The sequence below is a fragment of the Cedecea neteri genome (assembly GCF_000758305.1).
In the GTDB taxonomy this organism is placed as follows: Bacteria; Pseudomonadota; Gammaproteobacteria; order Enterobacterales; family Enterobacteriaceae; genus Cedecea; species Cedecea neteri_C.
Window position 1 is genome coordinate 2,558,435 of record NZ_CP009458.1, and the last position, 23,896, is coordinate 2,582,330.

Below are 23,896 nucleotides of genomic sequence, written 5' to 3' on the forward strand. Positions count from 1 at the left end.
TAAATAAATTACCTTTGATAACTACCTGCATTCCTTGTTTTTGCTTTGATTTAAGGATCATGTTTTGCTTCTTTGTTATTGGTAATCATTTCTAAAAGTAATCGTTTAATCATAAGTTAAATTCAAAAATATAAATAAAGAGAAAGCGTTACCTGAACCGGTAAAAGTAAATTTCTTTTTATTCAAATTAAATATCGGCTAATATCCCGCCCGAAAATAACCATACAGTAATTATGGAATTGATGCACGAGCAAGATCGTGCCAGGCACATCTACAGGGACTGGAGAGCGCACTGATGGGGGCAATGGGGTTTTATCTGCGAGTGGGGGACGCCACGACTTGCGGAGGCAGGATACTGACAGGGGATGAGACGATCAGCTGGTATGGCGTGGCCGGCGCGCTCGAAGGCGATCTTGTGACGTGCGGCAGGCATCCTGGAACCTATAAAATTCTGGGTGGCACATCTGATACATGGGATGAGGGACGCAGGTTTGCCGGGACACTTGATAGCGTGAGTTCCTGCCCGTGCCGGGCAAGGTTTATTCAGTCCATTCCGGACGGCTATATCAGGGACGATACGCCAGAAGAGCGGGCAGAAAAAGAGCGTTTGTCCGCGCTTATACGACAAAAAGAGATGGAAAAAAAGCAGGAAGAAGCGGCAAAGACACTGGCAGAAGAGCGCGACTGCAACCGGGTATTTGCCAAATCCTGCCTGCGAGAAAACGGCTGCAATGACGCCGGGACGGAGCCTGAACCCCACACCAATTTTCCCCGAATGGCATTTTACCAGGCCTTACCTACGGAAGAGCCATCGGACGAGAATGATGTCCCCCAGCATGCCCAGGCCGCGAAGAAACAGAGCGCCGCAGAAGAGATCCCGAAGCCGAAGAAGCGAAGCGCCCTGTATAAATGGTGGCACGGCAACCACGAGGAAATGGATTATCAGGCCGCCAGGGCTGCAGCCGCGAGTGCCGCTCATGTGCAAATGGCGGTGGAAGGTGCTAGCGTCCTTGGCCTGATTGGCGGCAGTGCAATTACGTCGGGCACGTGGGCAGTAAAACTGGGGGAAATGGCGACCGGGCTTGGAAGAGTTGCCACGAGCGGCCCCGGAGCCCCCATCGTCGCCGTGCTGGTGGGGATGATGCCCGGCAGGCTGAATGACGGGGAGCAGGACTTTATCGACCGCATGCGGCTGGAGCAGATGCGGGAAGCCCCCAGCCGGGTGCGCTATACTTGGGAAACCGACGGCCAGGGCAGATCGGTGCCGCATGGCTGGCATACGCCGCCGGGTAAAGATGCGGTGCGCGTGCGTAAAATGGCGTGGGATAATGGGCGGCAGGCGTATACCTTCACCACGGAAGAAGATCCGCGTATAACGATCATCTGGACGCCGGACAGTTCAGGCGTGAATGCGCCGTCCAATACCGGGAACCAGACGCCGGTCAGGATCCCGAATCCGGTCATCGTTGATCCGCTGCCGGAAGAGACGCGTCTGGAGGCAACCACCAGCCCGGCACCGGAAGAGAAGACGTTTGCGGATTATATTCTTATCCTGCCGTTGCCGAATATTCCGCCGATTTATGTTTATCTTAGTAAGCCACCGGTGGAGTTTTTGGAGGTTGAGTTGTACAGCGATTTTGTTCGGCGCTCTCGCCAGGGAATGTATGAAGCGGATCATATACCATCAAGAGCAGCAGTAGAGGTTTATCTATTGAGGCTGGATCCAACGTTGAATGATGCTCAGTTAGAAAAATACTCAGATGAAGTTGCAGCAATTGTCATTCCAAAGAAAGTTCATCAGAAGATTAGTGAAACCTATGGGAAACGTAATGCAACGCGGATTGAATCCGATTCAAGAAATCTAAAATCTGCTGCTGATAGTAATATTGACGCGATTAAACCAGCATTAAAAGAACATGGTGCAACTGAAGAACAAGTTGAAGCGGCAAGAGCTAAAATTCATAAATTAAATTCAGACATAGGATTATACTAATGGCCGTAAATATTGATGTTTTGATTACGTACCTTGGTAAAAGTTATAAAGATATACGTGAAGCCAATCTTATACCTTATAGCACTGAACCAAAGGGGCATTCAGGCTCCCCGACAATAAGTTTAGACATGGTAAAAGAAGGTGTATTTCTATCATTTTTACGTAGAAATAAAATTCTGAAAGAAATTACGCTATATATTCAGAGAGATGATGACAGTGATTGGCTTTTCCCAAATGATTTGCCTGCGCCACTACAGCACAAAATGTCGAGAGAATGGATTATGACCACATTTGGGCAACCAGCAGGAAGTGTAGGGCCAAGAAAAATTCTTAGACATTCATTAGGGTGGGTTGATAAATATCAATTAAATAATACGGATATCCCAATTACTATGCAAATTAATTATGATCTTAGTAACTTTGTCATAGAAGTTTCTTATATCATTACATCTGAACTACGCTGGTAGCTATTTTACAAATGTAAAGCCATGGGGTTTATTTTTGTGTGGTGCTTTATTTCTTATTGTTGTGGGGTTAATAAAAGGGATTTTTATGATAAAGCTGATAAGATTTTTGCATTTACTGATCTATGTAACTCAGACTTGTTTTTTTATTTATGTTGTGTCTTTTTTAGATCTAAGAGGTGGCATTGGCGTCCTTATATTACTTGGTGTTTATCTCTTAATATATTTATGGCTAGTTGGGAAAACGGCAATAGTTGTGCGAGGTATAATACGTTATTATCGTAGTAGGTCTCGATTGCATAAATAAAAATACCATAACATTAATAATGTTGAACGTCCTTTTTCAAGGCGTTTTAGAAATTTTGTGTCATTCCAATAATATGCAGTCTAAAAGGAATGGCACATGCCTCTTCGATTTCGACAAAGCACTTCCAGAATACATGCATCTATAAATTATCACCCTCTGAAATTATTCTTTAATTTCAGAGGGACGCTGAATAAAGTTATTCTTTGCGCTGCCGATAAATATCGTACCCCTATAAACGGAGCTTTAAAATGAAAAAACTCCTGCTTATTCCACTGATCTTTAGTTCCTCCGTATATGCAGCAGATATTGATGTCGGCCAAATTTGCAAAGCTTCAGCGGCGGCTATGTTTGGTCGCGATCACAAAATCATGAAGCTGGATAAAGTTGAGTCAGGCATTGCCTATGTGCATTACTTCAGGCAGAACGATAACACCCGCTGGGGTATCAAGTGCAAACTGATTGGCAACCAAGTAATGTGGGCGTCGGATAATCCTGACAGTATTGGCCGCTGGCGTGACGATCCTTTAGATAGCGTCGTAACGTATTCAGTTGAAGGAAAGAAATTAACTATCACCGAAACCTATGGTGATGGTTCTGCCAGCAAAAACTCATACCCAATAAAACAGCTTTAATAAATCACTCATGCTTTCTCAAAGAAGAATTATTCCCTGACGAGAAAGCCTGCATACGGATATTTTATCCCTTAGCAGCCTCGTTGCTGGCAAACAGATCTTCTTCGCGCCGCGAGGGCTGCTGCTTTTGCAGGATCTTGTAGATACGCTGGACGTCATCGGCATAGCGCTGGCGAAGCTGGTGGCGCTTTTCCGACGGGCCGGTATTGTACATGCCGACAGTATTCCAGGAGCGGCCATACTGACGGAACAGTCCGTGTAAAACCCATGCGCCGGTGGCGATGCAGGTACAGGGATCGTGCAGCAGGTTGTCACGCGTCACGCCCAGTTGCTTCAGCCGCCCAAAATGCACGCTGTTCACCTGCATCATGCACACATCTTCGGTGTGGTTTGAATTAGCGGCGTTCACCGACGAGAGGCTAAATTTCGACTCTTTCCAGGCGATGGCCTCCAGCAATGCCGGGGCAATCCCAAAGGCATGTCCCACTCGGGTAAAGCATTCGGCCTGCGCGAGGGCCGGAAGGCTGAGCAGTAAAAGTCCCCAGCGCCACTGTTTGGTCTGCATCGCGTTATCTCCTCTGGTTCTTACAGGCAATGTGTGGCGAAAAGCGCGCCTGGGTTCCCATTTTTTGCCACATAAGGAACTCTTTGACCCTGGCTCTCACTCAGTTGGACATCCCGGACGTGGGTAAAACTAAGCGTCATTGCGCGGTTAAGCGGCGGCCGGTTATTGCTACTGGGTATCACTTAGGGGAGTGTGTTGTATGCAGATATCATCAGGACCGGGTGGGTTCTCACCTCTTTTGCCGGAAAACCAATTTCCAGGCCTGGACGGGGCGTCACCTGACTCACAGAACGGCAGTAACAGCATTACCGCCAAACTGCTGCTGAATAACGGCGGGAACACGCTGGCTATCCCGCTGGCGCTGAACTTTGCCAACACGGGTGCGGCGGACAAGCCTTCGGCGATTAACTTTGGCGACTCACCGGCCAGTAATAACAGCCCGGCAACGAACCCGGCGAATGCTTCATCAAGCAGCGGCAGCGGTTCCGCCGACAGCATGATGCAGGAACTCCAGCAGATGCTGCAGCAGTTCCTGAAAGAGCTGATGCAGCTCTTCCACATGAACACCGGGCAAAGTAAAGGCGACGATGATTCCTCTTCACCGGCGAGCGGTATTGGTTCCGGCTCAGGCTCAGGTTCTGGTATGGACAGCGGCAGCAGCGATGGTGCTGGCGATGCTGGCCGCCCGCTGAATAACCTTGCGGCCGCGCCTTCCGGCGGTCCGTCTGGTGCATCGGGGCCGTCTGCGGATAGCCTGCCGCCGGGCGACACCAGCCTGAAAACAAGCGATCCAACGCTGCAGAAAATTGTTTCCCAGTTCGGCGGGGAATATGAAAAAGCCTCCGCAGAAACCGGCGTTCCGGCCAAGCTTCTGGCTGCGCTGACGATGCAGGAGTCCGGTGGGGACGTAAACGCCAAATCCACCAACCCGGGCAACGGCCTGACCGACAGCGGCATGAACCAGATCAACCCGGACACTTACCGGGCGATGCAAAGCAAATACCCGGACAAGCTCGGCAGCGACATGAACTCACCGGCCAACCAGATCATGTGCTCAGCGCTGATGCTTAAAGAAGGCAAAGAGAAATTCGGCAGCTATGATGCCGCGCTGCGCGCCTATAACTCCGGCGACGATCAGGTGAACCTGCACAACCTGTCCAGCGTCTCTTTAGGCGACCCTAACTATGTGAATGAAGTGAACAGCCATATGGCGAAATTCGCCTGATTGTGGAGCGTTAATTTTTACCCGTTGCTTTACAAAATGGGGTAATTCAGTGGCCACTTCTTCAAAGAGTAGTGGCTGCTTTTTTTAGTTACAAAGCAGTTTATTTCTTTGACAAGCTAAATTGGCGTGATTAATCGCAGTAAGTGCGTCCAGGAATGTTCCCAATTAAACATAAATACTAAAAGTGAAATATATTTCAAAAAGAAAAGGGTGTTTCCATAGCGATCCCTCAATGTAAATAATCGTAAATATATGTTATCGCCTTTGCGGATTGTGAGGAAACCCTGTCGGAGAATCCGTCGGGCGTCATGCGTGAGATGGGCAAAAATTCATTTTTTGGTCGCAACGGGGAAAAAAATTAACGACCTGTCTGTATTTAATTAATTTATTCATTAAAATCATTTAGTTAATTTAATAATGATATATTTAGATTCTTATTAATACATTTGGAAATATTCAGTAAACCTCACATTTTTTTTCAGTCGGCCTCACGGAATTAATCTCAATAAACGTTCTCGGCGGAAGATTTTATGACGCCAAAAAAGACCTGCTATCCAGACATCGGAACAGTTGAATCTGTATTCCGCTGTAGGGATATTCCTACATGGGGCTAAAATTTTGTCTGATTGTGAAACCGCGGCTCGGTGATAGGTTGTTCCTGCTTCTCATAAACAAAACTCATTTATTTAGCGTGCTACCGTATTTTGCTCACGGCGGCAGGCGGCAATTATTTTGTGGTTCACGTTTATGGTTCATAAGTGGGACTCATACGCCAGACCTTGAATAAGCCAGGCAGCGGGGGATTTATGAAAGAAAACAGTTCGAATCATTGGGAGATAAAGCATATTCCGGTCGATATCGATTTGAATATGCCGCGGTCCGCAGCCGCATTACCCGCGTCTGAAAATGTGCACGACGGGCTGGATATTTGGCTGCAAACGTTAGCCCCTCTGAAGGTTGATTTGGTGCTGGAAGGCGAAACGGGCACCGGGAAAGACACCTTTGCGCGTCGTATATACGACCATTCTGGCTGTCGGGGTGCTTTTGTGCCGATTAACTGCGCGGCGATCCCCGAAACCCTGGCAGAGAGTGAACTGTTTGGCGTGACGGCGGGGGCCTACACCGGCGCGACGCACTCGCGTGCCGGCTATATTGAAAGCGCCAATAATGGCGTCCTGTTTCTGGATGAAATTGACAGCATGTCGCTGAGCCTGCAGGCCAAGCTGCTGCGGGTATTAGAAACCCGTACCGTGGGGCGCCTTGGCAGCACGCAGTCTATTTCGCTTAATCTGCGGGTGATTGTGGCCTCGCAAAAGCCCCTTGCCCAGCTTATGGAGCAAAAGCTGTTCCGCCAGGATCTCTTCTTCCGCCTGACGACGGTCAAAATTTCGCTTCCGGCGCTGCGTGAGCGCGTGGAATGCATTATTCCCCTGTTCCGCCGCTTTGCGCAGGAGTCTGCTATTCGTCTGAATCGCCCGATGCCGCCGATGCCGCAGCACCTCAGCGAAGCGCTGTTGATGCACCGCTGGCCGGGGAATATTCGTGAATTAAAAGGCGCTGCCGAACGGTTTGTGCTGGGGCTGCCGGCCCTGGGGCAGGTCGCGCACCCGGAGATGCGTTCCGTACGGCTGCGCGAACGGCTGCGGCGGATAGAATACAGCCTGATAGAGGATTGCCTCTCGCGGCATGAAAATCGGGTTGTCAGCGCCGCACATGAATTGGGGATTCCAAGAAGAACGCTGTATCAGAGAATTAAGTCTTTGACCGAAAAGGAAAATTAATTTTTTAAATTTCTTTGGAACTGCCGCTTACGCCGCGCCACTTAATCCGTGAATGACACAACATTTGCTGTTTAATTAACGAGGAGTAAACATCATGGCATCAGTAAACACCGGTAACAACGCGGGCGCAAGCAGCAGCCTGGCAGATAGCTTCCAGTCTCAGATGGACTCTATCGAAAACAAATCCATGCAGGATTCTCTGGACAAAGCTGAACGTGACCGTAAGAACGCCTACGTGTCCGGCTACCAGAACTCCGCCACCACCATGATCAGTTCTCTGGCACAGAACAAAATTTCCTTCTAATGCTAATCAGGGATTCGCCCCGGCGTGAATCCCTGATCTTCTCTTCTGCTGGCGGAAACTCTCTTATGCACATTCTTAATCCTGCGACAGGTATGCCTTTGCCAGAACCCGAGTCTCTGGGCGTTGCATCCAACCCGGCCACACAGTCTTCTATCCCGTTCGGCAACAACGTCGCGAACCAAAGCGATGCCGCTTTCTTTTCAGCCGCACTGCAACAGCCGGAAGCGGCCTCGGCAATGGGTGGCGTAGGGGGGAAACCTGCCGCGATGTTTGAAAAAGCCTCCGGCATGTTCAAGCAAATGGAAGGCGATCAGAAACAGATGAATAACGTGCTGCGTAAAGCCGCGCGCTCCACCGATCCGCTGGTGCTTAACCAGGTGGACGACCAGCTCTCGAACTATTACCTGGAGAGCATGATGAACGCGAAGATCGTCTCGAAGAGCATTTCGGGGCTCGATAAACTGACCAACCTGCAGTAATCCATCATGCAACGACGCTGGCGAAAAATCCTGCAGCCCTGGCTGCTGGTCCTGCTGCTGGCAGGCTGCGACTCACAGGTCATTCTGAATACCGGCCTGACGGAAAACGATGCCAATGACATCATTTCCGAACTCTCGAAATACAAGATTGAAGCCGACAAGCAAATTGATAAAACCGGCGTCACCGTACTGGTGGCTCAGGACAATATTGAACGCTCGGTTCGCATTCTCAACGCCAACGGGTTACCGCATAAAGCGCGGACCAACCTGGGCGAGGTGTTCCAGAAAAACGGCATTATTTCCAGCCCGCTCGAAGAGCGTGCCCGCTATATCTATGCACTGTCCCAGGAGCTGGAGTCCACGCTTTCACAAATTGACGGCGTGGTGGTGGCTCGGGTGAACGTTGTCCTGCCTGAGCGCGTGGCGCCCGGTGAACCGGTGCAGCCAGCGTCGGCGTCGGTGTTTATTAAATACACCCCGGAGATGGACCCCGACAGCATTGAGCCGAGGATCCGCCGCCTGGTTGCCGCGAGTATTCCTGGGCTTTCAGGGAAAAATGACGGAGCGCTGTCCGTGGTGTTTGTTCCCGCTGCGGCCTATCACGACCGCGTGGAACTGGTGACCTTAGGGCCTTTCCAGTTGACGCTTTCGCAGTATGCCACGGTCAGAACGCTGTTCTTCTCGCTGATGGGGCTGTTGCTGCTGCTTGGCGGGATCTTCACCCTTTTACCGAAATTAAAGGCGATGAAACGCGGCAAAAATTCAGGCTCCACTGAACTGGCCGTTGTGCCCTCCGAGCGGCGGTAACGTTGGTGGTTACCTGGGATAACGCACTGGCGGCGAACTGGCTGCGCTGGTGGCAGGAGGAATTCTGGCGGCAGGCGGATGCCAGCTGGTTCGGGCTGCCCTGGTTCAGCCTGGACGAGGCGCGACGCCAGAGCCTGATGCTCAAGTCGCCGCAGGCCGTGTCGGCTATGCTGGCGCTGGAAGACTCTCTGCCGGAAACACCTGACGCCCGCCTGCTGGCCCTGGTTTCGCTTGGCTTGGCCCAGCGCGAAACGCTTTTTGCGCTGGTGGCTGAGGTTTGCCAGCGGGGGAGTGGGGCGGGGCAGCTCTCGGAACCTCAGCGGATCTGGTGCGAACGGCTAACCCGGGGTTTACGTCCCGGCGTCTGGCTGCCCGCAAGTCTTAGTTTTAGCGAAGAGCCAAATCTCGCCGTGCTTTGCCTGCTGCGCCCGATTCTAACGCCTGCTGCCTGGCAGCGGCTGCGGCTCAGTTTCCCTCAGCCTGTCATCGCGCAATGTGAAGCGTGGGTAGCGGATGAACCTGCGCCGCCGCTAAATCGCCTGCAGGCGCTGTGGGAGGGTGCTATCTGGCAGACTCAACGGGCGTTAACGCCGGCGCTGAACGATTTTTCACGGGAGCAATAAAGCATGTGGATTGGCCGTAAACTCGCCATAGAAGAGGACGCCCAGGTTATCGAAGGCGTGCTGTTGCCTCACTCTGTTTTACAGGAGCAGCAACAGGCTCAAAGCCTGGTCGAACAGGCCATGCGCAAGAGTGAAGCCCTGCTGGAAGAGGCTCGCCAACAGGCTGAGCAGATGCTCGCCGAAGCGCAGGCCGACGCTGAACGACTGGCCATCACACGCTGTGAAGAGGCCGAGCGGAATTTCTGGCTGCGGGCCGAGCCCTTTTTTAGCGAATGGCAGGCCGAGCGGGACGCGCAAAGTGCTGAAATTGTCAGCCAGGCGCAGGCGCTCATCTCGGCCGCGTTCGAACAGCTGTTTGGCGGCCTGAGTGACCAGCAAAAACTCACGGCGCTGCTGACGCAGCTCCAGGGTTCAAGCGCCCGTGCAACGGACGTCACGCTGTATCACCCCTCACAGTATGAAGCGCCGCTGGCAAGCTGGCTGGCCGCTCGCCCTCAGTTAGGCTGGACGCGCTGCGTCGATGATGCGCTGGCGGCCGAAACGCTGCTGTTGCAAACCGCCCAGGGCGAATTCAGCATTAGCTGGGCTTCGCTCCAGCAGCATTTACTGCGCCTCACCAGCTAACCCACGATAAAAACCATCCCGCCGGGAAGTTAATTTTCCCGGGGCGGGAACTGCCGCCTTTCTACCGCCACTTATCATGCGATTTCAACGCGAGGAGAAACGTATGAGCAATTCCTTTGATATTCAGCGCAATCTCGACAGCCAGCTGTCTCGTCTGCACCACTCGGTTGCCGAGCTGGCACAGAGCACGCTCGGCCAGCCGGCACCAAGCATGGGCGACATGGTGGAATTCAAAAACGCCCTGATGAAAGAGGCGGCGGCGACTTTCACCGACAGCCAGCTGGGGTCGCTCAAGCATAGCCTGAGCAAGGAGATTATCGACTCTATCAACTAGTTATGCCGTCGACGGCTTATTCGTAAGCCGTTGTTTAACACAGTTTATCCCCCTGATGGCTAGCTCATTTGGCCGTCGATTACAGGAGAGTGAGTCGTTGAATCAGCACGTTCGTTTACTACGCTCAGCCATGTTCGCCCTGGCCGCAACCGCCGGCTGCTACAGCGCAGCCGTTAGCGCTCAAACGCCAGCCGACTGGCAAAATGGCGCCTATGCCTATTCTGCTCAGGGCACGCCGCTGCGCACCGTCTTGCAGGATTTCGCCAGCAGCCACGGCGTGAATCTGCGTTTAGGAGATGTGCCCGACAGCGTGGTGGACGGACGCCTGCGTTCCGACAGCGGCGTGGCCTTCCTCGACCGCCTGGCGCTGCAGTACCGCTTCCAGTGGTTTGTCTATAACGGCTCGCTGTTCGTCAGCCCGCAGTCGGCAGAAACCTCAAAGCGCATCAGCGTGTCAGCCGATGCCGCGCCGGATCTCAAGCAGGCGCTGCGTGATGTCGGGCTGCTGGAAGACAAATTCGGCTACGGCGAGCTGCCGGACGACGGCGTGGTGATTGTCACCGGGCCGCCGGAGTACGTCGCGCTGGTGGCGGACTTTAGCGCCAAAGACAAAGACAAAAAGCAGAATAAAGAGATGATGGCGTTCCCGCTGAAGTACGCCTCGGTGGCCGATCGCGAAATTAAATACCGCGAGAAAACGCTGCTGGTGCCCGGTGTGGCAAGCATCCTCAACGAACTGCTGGGCAAAAAGAGCAACCGTTCTTCACAAGGGATTGTGCCCGGTGGGGAAGGCAGCTCGCGTGAAGCCCTCAACAAATCATTCCAGGAACAATCGGACAACATTCTCTCCGGGCTGATTCAGGGCCAGGACAGCCGTATGCGCGGCGCAGGCGGTGATGACGAAGGGGAAATGAACCCGCTGGTTTCTGCCGATGTTCGCAACAACGCCCTGCTGGTGCGGGACGATCCCAAACGCCGGGAGCAGTATCAGGCGCTGATTTCGCAGATCGACGTGCCGCAAAAGCTGGTGGAAATCGACGCCATGATCATTGATGTCGATCGCCATGCGTTTTCGAAGTTCTCCAGCAACCTCAGCGGCACATTCGGCAACATTACCGCCGGCTCTTCCATGCTGCAGGGCGCAGGCACGCTATTCGTGACCGACTACAGCCGCTTCTTTGCCCAGATCCAGGCGATGGAAGGCGAGGGCAACGCCTCTATCGTGGCTAACCCGTCGATTCTGACGCTGGAAAACCAGCCCGCAGTGATCGACATGAGCGATACCGCTTTTATTACCGCGACCGGTGAGCGCGTGGCGACCATTGAACCAGTAACAGCCGGAACCAGCCTGCAGGTGGTGCCGCGTGCCATTGGCAGTGGGCCAACCAGCACGGTGCAGTTAGTGGTGGATGTGGAAGACGGCAAAGTCCAGGTCAACGATGACGGCGTGGCAACCGGCGCGAAGCGCGCCACGGTCAGCACTCAGGCGCTGGTGCAGCAGAACGGCTCGCTGGTCATGGGCGGCTTCCATTCACGTGAAACCGGCGACACCGACCACCGTATTCCGCTGCTGGGCGACATTCCTTACCTGGGGAAATTCTTCTCTTATACCAGCCACGAAACGTCGCAGCGCGAACGCTTGTTTATCATCACGCCGCATCTGGTGGGCGACCAGGTGGACCCGACGCGTTACATCGACGAGCAGGATCGCCAGCAGCTCTCTTCGGCAATGAATGAAGTGCAGCTCCGCCAGCGCTACAGCTCGATGAAAGGCGATATCGAAAACGCTATGCGGGATTTGGCGGAGGACAAAGTCCCGACGGGGTTCCAGGCAGGCGGAGAAGGCGTGGGCATTGGCCAGCTGTGTAACGTGGGGCCGGGGCTGTCATCAGACAGTTCTCACAGCCAGTGGTACAGCAATTCGTCGGTACAAATTAGCGTCGGGCTGATCCGCAATATCAGCGGCAAGCCGCAGCGTTTTGACGAATCCAATTGCCGCGATGATGACGTGCTGGCCGTGGCCGCCTGGCCGGGTGGAAACCTTGCCCCAGGTCAGTCGGCAGAAGTGTATATCGCTTACCGCACGCGAGGAGAAGGGCGCCGCAGCCGCCAGTCGCTGCTGACCTCTGCCTCGTCTTTGCCGGTGAATTCATCCAGATCGCGCAGCTATCTTTTGCCGCCGCGCCCTGTACTGCATTAAGGAGCCACGATGAAACCTTCGATTTTGTTACTGATGGCGGTGGCGTTTGTGCTTAGCGGCTGCGCCACCCGCAATGACAACGGCTGTGACAGCGTGGCCTGCAGGCCGCTGTCAGACAGCCACCACCTGACTATCTGGTGGCCGAACGATATGCGTAACGGCGTGCAGGATTACACGCAGATGCCGGTGCGCTGAGTGCGAGAGCGGGCGTGGCTGTTTGCACGCCTGTTTTTAAAAAATCATATTTTTTCCTGATGTTATGCAGTTTTGTGGAACCGAAGCCGGTTTCTTTTCACTTAACAGGCGTCTTAATACTGCGAACCAGCAGGGCTGGTCGCCTGTATCAACCCCGTTGTCATGGTGAGGTAATCGAATGAGTACGATTGGAAATATGCTGAATCTGGCCACTGCATTACCGCAGCTGGCGCTGAACGCAACCCCAGAAGGTATGGCCGCTAACCTGTTGAAAAACGTTGGCGATCAGATGGTGCATGACATTGCATCCAAGCTGACCAACCTGCTGTTCTCTGGCGGCATGAACGGTAACAACAATAACAACACCTTTATGTCCCCGCAGAGTCAGGGCGGCGCGAGCATGGGTAACACGCTGGCAATGAGCAACATGCAGCAGATGCTCCAGCAGGTGCTGCAGCAGATGGGCGTGAATTCCCAGAACTCTCCGTTCAACAGCCAGGCGGGTGCAGGCAACATGAATGCCTTCAACAGCGGCATGAGCAACGGCCTGCAGTCACCGTCTACAGGCATTGGCCTGGTTCAGCTGCCGCTGTCCACCACCAGCGCCAACAGCGCAAACAGCTTCAACCAGCTGGGTAACAGCATGGGCAGCCAGCTGGGCAGCAAAATGGGCTTGCAGGCGCTGGATGACGTGAAGTCAGATACCAGCGGCCTGAGTGCCATGCTGGGCGGCGGCGGTAAAGTTGACGGCGGCTCGAAAGAGACTCGCGCTGAAATCGGTAAATTCATGGATCAGCACCCGGAGATCTACGGCAAGCCGCAGAGCGCGGGCGCCGGTATGCCGGGCCTGGTGCACATTGGTAAAGGCCCATCCAGCTGGGAAGATGCGCTGAAAAACAGCAAGCCGCTGAGCGGCGATTCGCTGAAAGCCTTCCAGTCCGCGAAAAACGATCTGAAAACCTCCATGGTCGGTGGCTCTATCCCAGGTTCCGCTACGGCACCGGGCAACGGCTCTTCCAGCCTGCTGATGAACGCCGACGCACAGCTGTTTAACGGCAATATCATCAAGGATGCCATGAAGCATCACCACGGTGCGCTGATGAACCTGGCCAGCGCCGTGCTGGCTTAAGAGATTGTGTTGTAATCCACAGATGTTCTTTTTGACGCGTGGTGCAAGGTAACTTCACCACGCGTGTTTCGCGAAACTCTTCTTCGCCCTCTATTTGACCGGTTTTTCTGCGTTAATCGCGTGGGATACCGGTCTTTTTTTGGTCTCTCGAGCGCGCCCGTGCATTGCAAGCGCAGAATAATTATTCGAGTCTCTACCTAAGCGCTGTCTCTTAGTCAGAAATCCCTGCGCTTATGTAGGGTCGGCGAATATTCCGTTCACTTCCAGTCCTGTTTTATATGTCACCACCAAACTCGTGAACGGCTCGGGGGAGTCACCGTCACTCCCCCGAGACCCCGGACTCCCGGCGAAATAAATCGACCGCTGAAGCGGCAGACCTCCGTTTTATCTCCCAGTCCTGGGTCGGCTGAGATGCGTTCCCGACGCTCTCAACCTCCGGCCGTTCCCGACGGCCGGACCCTGGTCAGTCGGAGAGAAAACGGAGGCGATTTAAGCCGGAACCGTGCCTCGCTTTATGTTTAGCACTGATTTAAAACGCAGCGTCGCTTCTTACCCTCACCCTAACCCTCTCCCTGGAAGGGAGAGGGAATAAACAATGTTTCCCGTGGCTTTTGTGTCCTCCCTCGCCCCTTTGGGGAGAGGGTCGGGGTGAGGGGCAGGATTGTTCACGAATATTTAGGTGATAGCCGGAGGGGTTGCTGCTTAGCGTTTCTGAACATGCGGGAAAAAAGATCTATAGGTGAACGGAATAACTGCAAAGTGAAAGATTTCTTCTGGAGAATTCACAAGTAAAATGTGACTAAGGCAGAACCCAAAGGAAGGGGCGATCGCCGCCGCTACTCCTCAAACTCAATCGTCTCGCCCTTCAGGCGTCCCTCAAGTTTGCGCAGCAGGCGGTAAATAGCGGCCACCGCTTTTAGCGTATCGCGTGGGATATAGGCGCCTTCTTCGGTGGTGCGGTAAAGATTACGGGTAAGCCAGACGTAGCGAACCACCGGGATATTGGCGGCGTGTGCCAGTTTAATCAGCGCTTTGGCGTCTTCGTCCTGCGCTTTAAACAGCAGCACCGGCAGCGGCGTTTCGTCCGGCAGATAGCGCAGCCCCACGGCGTAGTGCGTCGGGTTCACCAGCAGCACGTCGGCTTTTTCCATCTCCTGTGGGGTGACTTTTTTTGCCGGCGCGTTGAGGATTTCGTGGGCGACGTGCTTACGGTGGCCTTTGGTATGCGGGTCACCTTCCATCTGCTTGTATTCGTTTTTCACATCCTCGTGGCTCATGCGGTTTTGCTTGAGGAAGAAATATTTCTGCAGCGCAAAGTCGGCCACCGAAAACACCAGCATCACGCCAACGATGGTGTGGGCGAGGGTTTCCAGAATCGCCACGCCCGCGTGCCAGAAACCGTCCAGCGTGCCGCCTGAAAGATTGGCCATTTGCGACAGGCGGGGTTTGATCAGCAGCCAGAACACCACCGAAAGGGTGATGGCCTTCAGCAGGCTGTTGAGGATCTGAATAAACTGCTTTACCGAAAACATCTCTTTGAATTTATTCAGCGGGTTCAGCGCCTCAAGCTTCGGGGCCAGCGCGGCGATGGCAAACAGCGGGCCAAACTGGATCCAGCCTGCGGCAATGCGCAGCAGGATCACGGTGCCCACCGTCATCATAAAAAACACCCCGACGGTCAGCAGCGCGGCGCCGCCAACTTCTCCTAACGCCTGATTGAAAGGGCTGCTGAGGCGCATCAGCGGCAGGAGCATCAGCGCCTGCAGCTTCGCCATACTGGCTTCCATCATGGAAAAAATCAGCTGCAGGACGCCGAACATGATCAGCAGTTTGGGGATGTCCTGACTCTGGCTGACCTGGCCTTTTTTACGCGCCTCCTGAAGTTTATGGGGGCTGGCCTTCTCTGTTTTTTCACTCACGGCTTGGCACCCTCCGAAGCGGCGTTACCAGGTGGTTTGACGGGCGGGCAGAATATCCGCCAGGTGCGGGATCATATCCCGCAGGCCGCTGAACTGGTGGCCTGCGAAATATTCCAGCGTGGGCAGGTAAAAGATGAAGAATAGCAGCCCGGCGATGCACTTCAGCGGCACGGTCAGCACCGTGGCCTGCAGCTGCGGGCTGTAGATGCTGAGCACGCCGACGGCAAAATCAAGAAACAGCAGGAGCAGCACCAGTGGACCGGCGTACAGAATGGTATCGATAAACATCTGCTTCACCTGGCCGAGGAACACCAGGAACCCCTGCTCGCGGAAGTCGGGTAGCCAGCTGTCCACCGGCCATAGCCGATAGCTGTCCCAGATAACCTGGGTGGCCAGCGAAAGGCCAAAGTTGACGATCAGCACCATCATCGACCATTGCAAAAGCATGTAGCCGAGCGGCGTTTCGTCTGCGCCCAGGGCCGGGTTAAGCTGGCCGCCACTGAGCGCCCCACGCTGGTTATCAAACAGCACGCCCACTGACTCAAACAGCCAGAAGGGAAGCGCCAACAGGTAACCAAGAAAAATCCCCAGCACCACTTCTTTCAGCATCATGGCGACAATGCCCCACGGCGTGTGCGGAGCGTGGGTCAACATCGGGACAATGGTCGGCGTGACAAAAAGCGCCAGCGGCACGACAACCGCCGTGCGGATCATCCCTTTCAGGGCAGAGAACGCAAACAGCGGCGTCAGTAGCACGCACGGGTAAACACGGGCGATTGCCAGCCCAAGTCCCAGCATGCCGTTGAAAATGGGCGTCAGTTCGGCGGCAATCATCGCAGGGTTCCGGACGCGGCCATCATGTTGAAGGCGGACTGCGCCAGCTCCACCATTTGCAGGCCAATCCAGCGGCCGCTCAGCGCCAGCGTGGTACCCACTGCCACCAGCTTGATGGCGAAGGGCAGGGTCTGATCCTGGAGCTGAAACACCGCCTGCAGCAGGGACACCACAATGCCCACCAGCACGGCGACCACCAACGGCGGCGCGGAGAGCACAACCACCATCAGCACCGCCTGCTTAAACATGTAGATCATGTCCATAACGTCCTCACATATAGCTGTAGAACAGGCCGTCCAGCAGGCGCGTCCAGCCGCTGACCATGACAAAAAGCAGAATTTTGAGCGGCAAAGAGATGGTCATCGGCGACACCATCTGCATCCCCAGCGCCAGCAGCACGTTGGAGACAATCAGGTCCACCACCAGAAATGGGATAAAAATTAAAAAGGCGATCTTGAAGCCGTTTTGCAGTTCGGACAGCACGAACGCCGGGATCAGGATCAGCAGGTTGTCGCGCTGGTGGACGACCTTCTCAGACAGATCTTTCGGCCACATGCGCTGGCTGTTTTCCATCAGGTGCGTTTCCAGGTCCGGGTCGCTGTTGCGCAGCATAAAGTCGGTCAGCGGCTTAATGCCGTACTGCAAGCTGTTCTCTAAGCGCTCGGCGCTGGTGGTATCGAGAGGTTTCTCTTTGAAGCGGGTTTGCATCCCGTCGAATACCGGCGCCATCACGAACAGCGTGGCGGCCAGCGCGATGCCGTAAAGCGCCATGTTGGGCGGCGTTTGCTGCACTCCGATGGCGTTTCGCGTCAGCATCAGCACCATCGAAATCTTGAGAAAGCTGGTGGTGATCATCAGCAGCAGGGGCAGCAGGGAAATTGCCCCCAGCAGGATGGCCAGCGCCAGCGGATTGAATGAGCTGATATTCTCGGCCATCACACGGGTTCCATGGCCGTACCCGCCTGGCGCAGCATGCGGGTGACCTGGAAGCCGAGCGTACCGTTAACGTCCACCAGTTCACCTTTTGCCAGCAGGCTGTTGCCGTGGCACAGCAGCGCCTCACCCGGCGTGACGTGCTGAACCAATACCGTTGATCCCGCGTCCAGCTGCTGTAGTTCGCCGAGCGTCAGCTGCAAGTTACCGCAGCGGATGGTTAAATCCAGCGACAAGTCGTCGAAACTCCCCCGTGTTGTTTGCCATTCCCCGGCGGGTACCACTTCTTCGCCGTCCTGCTGATCGTCGTACTCCAGGGGGGCGTTCGGGTAAGTCATGGTTAGCTCCTCGCTAAACGTAATGTGTAGTAAGTCTCTGTGAGTGGTTTCGCTCGCCAGTTCCAGGTGAACTTGAAATTGTCGCCGTGCCAGCGGCATAACGCCGTGTCCTTCCGGCGAGAAGAACGTCTCTGAGGGCAAAAGCAAATCTCCGCTGGCCAGGCGGCGGGCGGCACCTGAGGAAAGCTGGAGTTTGCCAACGGTCAGCGGTAACTGAAGCGGAAATTCTGGGTTGAGTGGGGCGATCAGCCGCTGCCAGGCGGGATGCCGGGCAAGCTGATGCAGCGTGTCCCAGGAGAGCGACAACAGCGTACTGGCCTGGGCTTCGCCGAGAAAAACCTCAAAGCGCAGCGTGATGTCAGGTTGTTGCCGTTCTTCGGCAGGCTGCAGAAACTCAAAGAGTTCGGCCAGTTGGGGGCTGAGCTGTTGGCTGAAATAGCGCCAGTACCAGGCATTGTTCTCGGTGGAAACGCCGGGCAGCGCCGGGCAATCGGCCATCAGTCCCAACACCGGCAGCGGGTCGCTAAAAAGCAGCGTGCCAGCCGCGCAGTGAAAAGCTTCACCCGACATGTCTGACCGGGGCTGCGTTCGGGAAGGTAAGAGGCGAAGTTCACCGGCCAGTTCTTCCCGGAAGAAAGGGAGCCGCCAGCCGCTGCCGATCCAGCGCCGCAGCCGGGCTTCGTCATGTGACTGGGCGGCAAGCATCAGGCGTTTCATACTGCCTCCCGCCGCTTAAAGCGCAGGCGAACTTTTTTCCCCAGACGGCCGCTGAGCGAGCCTTGCCCGTCCTGTTCAAAGCCGCGAACTTTGTCCCAGGCCTCGGCGGAAAAGCCGAGTGCAATATCCAGCACATCGCCATTGGCCGGGGTCACTTGCGCCACCACTTCACCTAAATCCGGTAGCAGCAGACTAAAACGCGCGGGCAGGCTTTCCTGTTGTTCAATACCTTGCACCAGGTGTGATTCCAGCATGGCGCGCAGGGCGGAAGACTGGGATTCACTGGCCTGCTGCGGCTGCTCAGCACCGCCGAGCGAGCCGTCAAACAGATTGAGCGCCAGAATGGGCATCACCGGGGCTGGTTCATCGTCGGACAGGAGATCGCTGAACTCTTTTTCATCCCGCGACAGTTTCTGGCGATCGCTGGCCCGGCTGGACGAAGACGCGCTGCGAGCGGGCATCTGCGGCATGAAGGGCGTGTTATTCCCCGGCGCGCGTGGTGTGCGAGGTGCAGGCGTTTGCGGGCTGTTTTCCGGCTGGTGGTGTGGCTGCGGAGCAGGATGAGCCTGCTGCCAAAGTTTCGGCTGCGGGTGAGCGTTTTTTAGCGCGTGGTGAATCATAAAGCGTTCCCCTGATTTTGGTTGAGCAAATACTCCATTTTTTCGATGTCCCGCTGGCAGCGCTGCACGGCTGACTGCGCGGCGGTCAGCCGTTCCTGTTGCTGTTGCACCTCTGCCTGTAGCTGGTGCGTGTGCTGAATTTGTTGAATCACCCCCGCGCGGCTGGATTTCTCAACGTCCAGCGTCTCCCGCAGGTCGTTAAGCGGCTGCGTGACGCCCGCGTGCTGCGGCACAAAATCATTGCGCAGCTGCAAATAGCCGATTTTCTTTTCTGCCAGCTGCTGTTCGCCCTGTTCGACGGCCTGCTGGCAGCGCCGGAGCTGCTGTTCGTGCTGGCGCTGCTCGCTTTCACAGCGGCGTAAGCGCCGCCGCCGGATGGGCAGCAAAAGCGTCAGCACCTGCTCGAGGGCAACCTGCTGCGGATCGGGTGAGAGCGGTGTTTCGGCCTCGCTATAACGGCGCATAAGCAATCACCTCCTGTAGCTGCTGGCGGGTGTCGACGAAGTCACTCGGGGCGTGGTTGGCCTGGCGTAAAAACGCATTGATGGCCGACTGAGATTGCACGGCGGCATCAGTCATCGGGTCATTTCCCGGTTGGTATTCGCCGAGGCGAATTAGCATTTCGACCTGCTGGTATGCCGACATCATCTGGCGCAGCGTGCTGGCTTCGGCAATATGTTCTCGTGGGACGACGTTGCTCATGGTTCGGCTCAGGCTGGCCAGCACGTCCACGGCAGGATAGTGCCCGCGCTCCGCCAGACGGCGGGTTAAGACAATGTGGCCGTCTATCAGCGAGCGGACTTCGTCGGCCACGGGATCGTTCATTGAGTCCTGTTCAATCAGCACCGAATAAAGGGCGGTGATGGAGCCGCGCGAGGTTTTCCCGGCGCGTTCAAGCAGCCCCGGCAGCAGGGTATAGACCGACGGAGGCAGTCCGCCCCGGCCTGGCGGTTCGCCAAGCGCCAGGCCAATTTCACGCTGGGCGCGGGCAAAGCGCGTCAGCGAGTCGATAATCAGCAGGACGTTTTTGCCTTTGTTACGGAAAGCCTCGGCAATGGCCGTGGCGGTAAACGCCGCGCGGGCGCGTTCCATACTGCTGCGGTCAGAGGTGGAGCACACCAGCACGGTGCGTGAGCGCAGCTCGGCGTCCAGCTCGTGGTCGAGGAATTCGCGGAGTTCGCGGCCACGTTCGCCAATCAGGCCAAACACAATGGCATCGCACGGTGTGTTGCGTGCCATTTCAGCAAGCAGGGTCGTTTTGCCGCAGCCAGCCCCGGCGAAGACGCCCACACGCTGGCCCACGCCAATCGTCAGCACACCATCGATGGAGCGAATGCCCGTCGGCAGCGGAGTATCAATCCGCGGCCTGTCCGTAGGTGGGGGCGCGTCGCCGAGCACGCCCCGGGCGTCCGGTGTTTCGCTGGCTAGTGCAAAAGCAGAAAGGCTGTCTTCGTCAATGGCGCGGCCAAAACCATCCAGCACGCTACCAAATAAGCTGTCTGATACGCTAATAGAGTGGGGCTGAAACAGCGGCGTGACGCGGGCGCCCTGGGCAATGCCGTCCAGCGGCCCCAGCGCAGAAAGTAAAGTGTGGCGCGGGTTAAAGCCGACCACTTCGGCCATCACTTCGGTATCACCGCTGCGGCTGATTAGACACAGGTCGCCGATGCGTGCCTGCGGCAAACTGCTTTCCAGCAGAATGCCGCTGATGCCGGTGATGCGCCCGTGGGCGCTGACGGCGGAAAGCTGGTTAAGCGAACGGTGGCGCTCTGCAAACCAGCTGTTGAGGTCGTTCTGATAGCGCACCATTACCATTTCACCGCGATGTTTTCCTTGCCGCCAAACTGCACGCTGTCGCCGGTAATGCCGGTCAGGCGCAGGCCGTTACGTTCGTCGCCGACAAACAAGCGCTGCCCGTCCTCGGTCACGATGTTGGCGTGCGGCCCGGCAGTAATTTGCACGATATGGAAGGGCAGCACGGCCTCGCGCACTTTGGTTTGGTTGGTCAGCATCACCTTGAGCTGATAATCGCTGCGAATGCTGTCCACCATGCGGCTGACAATCGGCAACTGGTTTTCCTGCAAATCGCCGGTGAGCGTAATCCCCTGCGGCGTGCTGGTCAGCTGCACTTTGTTATAGAGCTCCCGCTCGCGCAGATCCTGTTCCACCACGCTGCGCAGTTCGTTGCTATTGGTGATCGCCGGTTTAATTTGCGGCTCGTCGTCGCTGTTTTGCTGGGCGATGCCGGGCTGCAGTACCCAACTAAAGATGGTAAAGGTCAGCAGCATCAGGCTGGATAAGGTGAATATTTGCGCCCAGCGGGGCAGAATTCTTGCCAGCAGCGAACGGCGTGTGGCCGGAGCCGGTTTGCTTTGTGTTCCGCCGACAGGTTCGCGTATGGCGGATTCTGGCTGACTCGGGCTGACAGCAGGCAACGGCGGTGGCGGGCGGTTATCCCATTCGTCGTCAGCGGCAGCAAGCGTCAGCCAGACGCCGCCGACGGCGAAGATTTCACCGGGCTGCCAAAGCTGTTGGGCGCTCAGGCGTTCGCCGTGGCGGTGGCAAACGGTGCCCTCCATCGGCGTGAGCATCCAGCCTTCGGCGCTGCGGCTTAGCAGAGCGTGGCTGGCTTTAATACCGCCATCGTTGAGCTGCAAATCGCTGTCGGCGGCGTTACCTAACTGCCAGCGTTCGCCGCTTAACGGCAGCGCCGCGCCTTCATGTAATCCGTTTAATACTCTCAGCTCATACATGGCAGCACCCTTTATGCAGTGAAGGCGTCAAGCGCGTTTTCGTGAATATCAATGCGCCCCAGCACGTTGACCGGCAGGTTAAATTGCAGCTCGGCGAACGACAGCACCGGGACGTGATGGAATTCGTCCTGAATGAGCAGGCGCAGCGGGCTACGTAAATCCTGGGCGGACAGCAGCACGCTGGTTTGCCGCTGGAACAGGGGGAACACTTCCCGCAGCTGCTCCAGCAGCAGGGCGTGTTTGTCCTGGCTTAGAGCGAAGAAGGTTTCGTTCTGCGTCTGGCGCAGGCTGTCGCGCAGGATCTCTTCGGTTTCCGGCGTCAGCAGCCAGACCTGTATCCCGCCGTCGTGGCTGTACTGGTGGCAAATGTGTTCTTTGATGTCGATGCGAACCTGGTCGACCAGCAGGCCCACATCGCGCTCGTGCTGGCCATGCACAATCAGCGATTCGGTAATGCTGCGCACCGAACGCAGCGAAATACGTTCGGCCACCAGGCGCTGCAATACGGCGCTCAGGCGGGTGATCGGGAAGATGCGCTGGAATTCCTGCGCCAGCTCCGGCAGGTCCATCTCCAGCCACGAGATAATGGCGCGGGTCTCCTGCAGGCCGATAAAGCGCGGGCCGCTGGCAAAGAGCGCTTCTTCCATGCGGGCCAGCAGCAACTGGTGCGAACTCCAGGATTCCATCTGGAATTTATCCAGTAGCGGATCGTTTTCTTCCAGCCACGCCCAGCCTTTTTCCTGCGGATAGGTTTCGGTGCTGAGTTCGGTGCCGGTCTCTTCCTGGGCCAGCAGGCGGTAGTCCAGCGCCCGCTTGCTTGAGGTAAAGGTGCCAATCACTTTCGGCACTTCATACACCAGAAAGCGAAATTCATCGTCAGGCTGGTACGGCGAAAAATCGATGTTGAAGACCGGCAGCGTGAAGCCGTACTGGTTCACGATTCGGTTCCGCAGGCGACGAATGTCTTCGATAAGCGCCATGGCCGCCGGGTCACCCGCGCGAGCCGACGAGAAGCTGAGGACAAACAGGCGGCTGGGGTTGAAGGTACGAATATCTTCTTCGCCGTTGGCTTCCGGGGCGACAACTTCGCCGCCGGTGCTGGTGGCCGCCGCGCGTTTGGCGCGCCACAGCTGGAACAGCCCCGAGCCCAGGGTGATGATGCCGAGCACGATAAATACCGCCGTGGGCATGCCCGGCAGCAGGCTGAAGCAGAACATGCCGATGGCGGACATGATCCACGCCTTGGGCTGATTGGTCAGCTGGTCGCTGATTTCGCGGCCAATGTTGTTGTTGGGGATATCCTCGTTGGCCGACACGCGTGTGATCATCATCCCGGCGGTCAGGGAGATAAGCATCGCCGGGATCTGGTCAATCAGGCCGTCGCCGATGGTCAGAATGGAGTAGACATTGGCGGCATCGCCCGCGGCCATGCCCAACTGCAGCACGCCAATACAAAAGCCGCCCACCATGTTGATGCTGAGGATCACGATCCCGGCAATGGCATCGCCTTTCACGAACTTCATGGCGCCGTCCATTGCCCCGAAAAGCTGGCTCTCTTTCGCCAGATCTTCACGTTTGCTTTTGGCCTGCTGGACGTTAATAAGCCCGGCGCGCAGGTCGCTGTCGATAGACATCTGCTTGCCCGGCATGGCATCGAGGGTAAAGCGGGCGGCCACTTCGGCGATACGCTCCGAGCCTTTGGTGATCACCAGGAAGTTCACCACCGTCAGGATCAAGAACACCACCAGCCCCACCGCCAGGTTGCCGCCGACCACAAAGTTGCCGAAGGCGGTGACGATATGCCCGGCGTTTTGCTGCAGCAGGATCTGGCGCGTGGTGGAGATAGACAGCCCGAGGCGGAACATGGTGGTCAGCAGCAGCACCGCCGGGAACGTGGTGAACGCCAGCGGTTTAGGCAGGTACATCGCCGTCATGATAAGCAAACACGACACGCTGATATTGACCGCAATCAGCACGTCAATCAGCCCCAGCGGCAACGGGATGATCAGCATGAACACCACCGCCAGCGCGATGAAAGCCCCGACGACTTCGGAGCGTTGCATGGCGGTAATTGCCAGCCGGTTAAGAAGGTTAAACAAAGCGTTCATGGCTATTCAATC

At 55.9% G+C, this 23,896-nt stretch carries 25 protein-coding genes; 14 read left to right on the forward strand and 11 right to left on the reverse strand.

Annotation, left to right across the window (positions count from 1 at the left end):
* Nucleotides 1–304 precede the first annotated feature (304 nt).
* The 3 genes from LH23_RS11985 to LH23_RS11990 all read left to right on the forward strand — a co-directional run bounded on the left by LH23_RS11985 (nt 305) and on the right by LH23_RS11990 (nt 3,396).
* Nucleotides 305–1,993: an S-type pyocin domain-containing protein gene (locus LH23_RS11985; protein WP_231560118.1), complete on the forward strand. Its 1,689-nt coding sequence runs from the start codon at nt 305–307 to the stop codon at nt 1,991–1,993.
* On the forward strand, nt 1,993–2,460 hold the full coding sequence (locus LH23_RS23445; protein ID WP_071842717.1) for a DUF6392 family protein: 468 nt from the start codon (nt 1,993–1,995) through the stop codon (nt 2,458–2,460). The genes LH23_RS11985 and LH23_RS23445 overlap by 1 nt, the downstream gene beginning before the upstream one ends.
* Nucleotides 2,461–3,012: 552 nt before the next feature.
* Nucleotides 3,013–3,396, forward strand: coding sequence for a hypothetical protein (locus tag LH23_RS11990; RefSeq protein ID WP_039291367.1), 384 nt, complete (start codon nt 3,013–3,015; stop codon nt 3,394–3,396).
* A gap of 64 nt (nt 3,397–3,460) precedes the next feature.
* Here the strand turns inward: LH23_RS11990 and LH23_RS11995 are convergent, their stop codons facing one another.
* A complete protein-coding gene (locus tag LH23_RS11995; RefSeq protein ID WP_039291369.1) occupies nt 3,461–3,961 on the reverse strand; it encodes a lytic transglycosylase domain-containing protein in 501 nt (166 codons plus the stop codon).
* A 199-nt stretch (nt 3,962–4,160) separates the two neighbouring features.
* Here LH23_RS11995 and LH23_RS12000 point away from each other — a divergent pair, with 199 nt between their 5' ends.
* The 11 genes from LH23_RS12000 (at nt 4,161) to LH23_RS12050 (ending at nt 13,662) form a co-directional block, all read left to right on the forward strand.
* Nucleotides 4,161–5,186 carry a lytic transglycosylase domain-containing protein gene (locus tag LH23_RS12000; protein WP_039291371.1) on the forward strand — a complete coding sequence of 342 codons (1,026 nt, stop codon included), beginning with the start codon at nt 4,161–4,163 and terminating at the stop codon, nt 5,184–5,186.
* Nucleotides 5,187–5,992: 806 nt separating this feature from the next.
* On the forward strand, nt 5,993–6,967 hold the full coding sequence (locus tag LH23_RS12005) for a sigma 54-interacting transcriptional regulator (RefSeq protein ID WP_008460967.1): 975 nt from the start codon (nt 5,993–5,995) through the stop codon (nt 6,965–6,967).
* 94 nt (nt 6,968–7,061) lie between these two features.
* A complete protein-coding gene (locus LH23_RS12010; RefSeq protein ID WP_008460970.1) occupies nt 7,062–7,271 on the forward strand; it encodes a hypothetical protein in 210 nt (69 codons plus the stop codon).
* A gap of 65 nt (nt 7,272–7,336) precedes the next feature.
* Entirely contained in the window at nt 7,337–7,750 is a 414-nt protein-coding gene (locus LH23_RS12015; protein ID WP_039291373.1) for an EscI/YscI/HrpB family type III secretion system inner rod protein, read from the forward strand.
* A 6-nt stretch (nt 7,751–7,756) separates the two neighbouring features.
* Nucleotides 7,757–8,557 (forward strand): type III secretion system inner membrane ring lipoprotein SctJ, encoded by an 801-nt coding sequence (gene sctJ, locus LH23_RS12020; protein WP_039291374.1) that lies wholly within the window; start codon nt 7,757–7,759, stop codon nt 8,555–8,557.
* A gap of 5 nt (nt 8,558–8,562) precedes the next feature.
* Nucleotides 8,563–9,180, forward strand: a complete 618-nt coding sequence (locus LH23_RS12025; RefSeq protein ID WP_039296613.1) for a hypothetical protein — start codon at nt 8,563–8,565, stop codon at nt 9,178–9,180.
* Between the two features lie 3 nt (nt 9,181–9,183).
* Nucleotides 9,184–9,804: a type III secretion system stator protein SctL gene (gene sctL / locus LH23_RS12030; protein ID WP_039291375.1), complete on the forward strand. Its 621-nt coding sequence runs from the start codon at nt 9,184–9,186 to the stop codon at nt 9,802–9,804.
* Nucleotides 9,805–9,907: 103 nt separating this feature from the next.
* Nucleotides 9,908–10,138 carry a hypothetical protein gene (locus LH23_RS12035; protein WP_008460979.1) on the forward strand — a complete coding sequence of 77 codons (231 nt, stop codon included), beginning with the start codon at nt 9,908–9,910 and terminating at the stop codon, nt 10,136–10,138.
* Nucleotides 10,139–10,268: 130 nt separating this feature from the next.
* The gene (sctC, locus tag LH23_RS12040) at nt 10,269–12,338 is read left to right on the forward strand and encodes a type III secretion system outer membrane ring subunit SctC (RefSeq protein ID WP_039296616.1); all 2,070 of its coding nucleotides are present in this window, start codon (nt 10,269–10,271) and stop codon (nt 12,336–12,338) included.
* Between the two features lie 9 nt (nt 12,339–12,347).
* Nucleotides 12,348–12,533: an HrpT family type III secretion system protein gene (gene hrpT, locus LH23_RS12045; protein ID WP_039291376.1), complete on the forward strand. Its 186-nt coding sequence runs from the start codon at nt 12,348–12,350 to the stop codon at nt 12,531–12,533.
* 178 nt (nt 12,534–12,711) lie between these two features.
* Nucleotides 12,712–13,662, forward strand: a complete 951-nt coding sequence (locus tag LH23_RS12050; protein WP_039291378.1) for a type III secretion protein — start codon at nt 12,712–12,714, stop codon at nt 13,660–13,662.
* Between the two features lie 836 nt (nt 13,663–14,498).
* Here the strand turns inward: LH23_RS12050 and sctU are convergent.
* The 10 genes from sctU to sctV are packed head-to-tail and all read right to left on the reverse strand — an operon-like array spanning nt 14,499 to nt 23,884.
* Nucleotides 14,499–15,581, reverse strand: coding sequence for a type III secretion system export apparatus subunit SctU (gene sctU, locus LH23_RS12055; protein WP_008460983.1), 1,083 nt, complete (start codon nt 15,579–15,581; stop codon nt 14,499–14,501).
* 24 nt (nt 15,582–15,605) lie between these two features.
* A complete protein-coding gene (gene sctT / locus LH23_RS12060; RefSeq protein WP_081946083.1) occupies nt 15,606–16,415 on the reverse strand; it encodes a type III secretion system export apparatus subunit SctT in 810 nt (269 codons plus the stop codon).
* Entirely contained in the window at nt 16,412–16,678 is a 267-nt protein-coding gene (sctS, locus tag LH23_RS12065; protein ID WP_039291380.1) for a type III secretion system export apparatus subunit SctS, read from the reverse strand. Before sctS ends, sctT begins: the two co-directional genes overlap by 4 nt.
* 7 nt (nt 16,679–16,685) lie before the next feature.
* Complete coding sequence (gene sctR, locus LH23_RS12070) at nt 16,686–17,351, reverse strand: type III secretion system export apparatus subunit SctR (protein ID WP_008460987.1); 666 nt, start codon at nt 17,349–17,351, stop codon at nt 16,686–16,688.
* Nucleotides 17,351–18,403, reverse strand: a complete 1,053-nt coding sequence (locus tag LH23_RS12075) for a FliM/FliN family flagellar motor switch protein (RefSeq protein ID WP_039291382.1) — start codon at nt 18,401–18,403, stop codon at nt 17,351–17,353. The genes sctR and LH23_RS12075 overlap by 1 nt, the downstream gene beginning before the upstream one ends.
* Nucleotides 18,400–19,023: a type III secretion system HrpP C-terminal domain-containing protein gene (locus tag LH23_RS12080; RefSeq protein ID WP_039291384.1), complete on the reverse strand. Its 624-nt coding sequence runs from the start codon at nt 19,021–19,023 to the stop codon at nt 18,400–18,402. Before LH23_RS12080 ends, LH23_RS12075 begins: the two co-directional genes overlap by 4 nt.
* Entirely contained in the window at nt 19,020–19,487 is a 468-nt protein-coding gene (locus LH23_RS12085) for a hypothetical protein (RefSeq protein WP_039291385.1), read from the reverse strand. Before LH23_RS12085 ends, LH23_RS12080 begins: the two co-directional genes overlap by 4 nt.
* Nucleotides 19,474–20,838: a type III secretion system ATPase SctN gene (gene sctN, locus LH23_RS12090; protein ID WP_039291386.1), complete on the reverse strand. Its 1,365-nt coding sequence runs from the start codon at nt 20,836–20,838 to the stop codon at nt 19,474–19,476. The genes LH23_RS12085 and sctN overlap by 14 nt, the downstream gene beginning before the upstream one ends.
* Nucleotides 20,832–21,776 carry an FHA domain-containing protein gene (locus tag LH23_RS12095; protein WP_039291387.1) on the reverse strand — a complete coding sequence of 315 codons (945 nt, stop codon included), beginning with the start codon at nt 21,774–21,776 and terminating at the stop codon, nt 20,832–20,834. Before LH23_RS12095 ends, sctN begins: the two co-directional genes overlap by 7 nt.
* Before the next feature lie 11 nt (nt 21,777–21,787).
* Nucleotides 21,788–23,884 carry a type III secretion system export apparatus subunit SctV gene (gene sctV, locus LH23_RS12100; RefSeq protein ID WP_039291388.1) on the reverse strand — a complete coding sequence of 699 codons (2,097 nt, stop codon included), beginning with the start codon at nt 23,882–23,884 and terminating at the stop codon, nt 21,788–21,790.
* Between the last annotated feature and the right edge of the window lie 12 nt (nt 23,885–23,896).